The sequence below is a fragment of the Clostridium prolinivorans genome, assembly GCF_004011155.1.
In the GTDB taxonomy this organism is placed as follows: domain Bacteria; phylum Bacillota; class Clostridia; order Clostridiales; family Clostridiaceae; genus Clostridium_AT; species Clostridium_AT prolinivorans.
Map to the genome: position 1 here is coordinate 1 of NZ_RJWG01000039.1, position 1,849 is coordinate 1,849.

2 protein-coding genes are annotated in these 1,849 nt (G+C 32.1%); both read right to left on the minus strand.

Features of this window, described 5'->3' with window-relative positions:
- Positions 1 to 124 precede the first annotated feature (124 nt).
- Entirely contained in the window at positions 125 to 1,423 is a 1,299-nt protein-coding gene (locus tag EGD97_RS12200) for an IS110 family RNA-guided transposase (RefSeq protein ID WP_127837556.1), read from the minus strand.
- Between the two features lie 222 nt (positions 1,424 to 1,645).
- On the minus strand, positions 1,646 to 1,849 hold a 204-nt coding region (locus EGD97_RS12530; RefSeq protein WP_205693999.1), incomplete at its 5' end, for a hypothetical protein.

The window sequence follows — 1,849 nt, forward strand, 5'->3', positions numbered from 1 at the left end:
AAAGACCAGCTAGTTAAAGTCAATAGTTTTTAAGAAAAAATTTTATTCTTAAAAATGGGTATGACAAAAAGGCATTGCTCAAATAACGAACAATACAGAATTTGGTAAAGTCTTTTAAAGCCGACTAGGCTGCTGAGTTATTGGTATTCTCAAGAAACATCTTCTGATGAATTTGAGGTGAACGCAGCTCATATTCTTTTTGGTCTCGTAGTATTGCAAAGATATAGTTTATAAGCTTATGCATAATGGCAACTAAAGCAACCTTTTTCTTTTTGCTGACTAGGTTGGTTTTATAGTAATTTAACAAAACTTTGTTTGTAGCTTGACCATCACGCTTATTTCTTATAGAAGCTAAGGCTACAGCGTACAATGCTCTGCGACCAAAGCGAGTACCTCTTTTAGACATTGTATCTTTATCACTTTTAAATTTACCAGATTCATTGACAGATGGATCAATACCAAAGTAAGCAACTAACTGTTTAGGCTTTAAAAAATTATTAAAATCTCCAATTTCAGTTAGTATAGTTACAGCAGTAAGAAAACCTAATCCAGGTATAGTCATTAATAAATCAACATTATGCTTAAATTGCTCACTAGTATCATTGCTATAAACAGCAGCTTCTATTTCGCTCATTATAGCGTTAGCTTGTTTGTTGATACTTTCAATAGTCTCAATACAGCCAAGAATTTTCACAGAGAATCTAGATGATGATATAGCTATAATTTTAGCACTATTAGCAGCTTTAATTAGCTTGTTATAAGTTTCATTGCACCAAGTCATATTCTTTCGTGAGGTTTCCTTAAGAAGCTGTATTATTTCTTCTTTAGGAGCATCAATTATATCTTGAGGACTTTGAAAGTTTTTAAGTATAGCTGTTGAAGTTAAACCTGTTACATCAGAAAATACACTACTATAACCTGGAAAGATTATACGTAAGTCAGCAGATAATTTTTTCTTGAAGGCAGACCTAGTATCAATAAGTTTGTAGTAGTCACGACATAAACTCTTTAGAGTAAAGATGTTTATATCTAGGAAGCTATAAGCCTTAATATCTTCAAATTTACCTATTTTGGCGATAGAAAGTGCATCTTTCTTATCATTTTTCACTTTTCTTATATCTTTATTTTTGTTAGAATTAGTAATTAGAGGATTAATAATATAAGCCTCTAATTGGTGGGATTTAAGAAAGTGGAAAAGAGATAAGTGGTACACGCCAGTGGACTCCATGAAGATAGCACTCTTCATGTTAAACTCTTCTTCCACTTTCTTTATTTCTTTAAGTAAGTGGTTAAAACCGTCCACATCATGTCTTATCTTAAAAGGCTTCCTAAAAATATCACCGTTAGGTGCTAATATAGCAACCATTGAAAAATCTGCTGAAACATCGATTCCTACTGTCGGATTATAAAAAAATTTAGACATTACAATATCTCCTTTACTTTAGTTAGTTTGAGATAGAATAGAGTATCCACTTAATCAGTGAGCCTATAACCTCATTTGTGACCCGGGTAATTCCCTAAAGTAACACCCTCACGGGAAACCCAACCAGCTAAACCATAGAGTTCTCACTGATGGAATGATACGCTTTCTTACGGGTATGACCATCTCTACGAGATAAGTTCCCTGGAGGAATCCATCTAACCTCTATTCAGGAGATATTATACAATGATTTAACAAATAGGTTAAGTTTCCTATAAGGTATTTGATAGAAAGTTCTAAAGTATGAAATGAAGAAATATCTGATAGGATATTTATAAATATAAGAACAATATTAAGAAGTTTATAAGTAATGTTCGGTAGAGAATAGATATGTTTTCTATCAAATGTTACTAACAATATTATATGAGG

Bases quoted from the DNA above. Each gene is read 5' to 3' on its own strand.
- EGD97_RS12200 (WP_127837556.1), bottom strand. From the start codon at position 1,423: ATGTCTAAATTTTTTTATAATCCGACAGTAGGAATCGATGTTTCAGCA.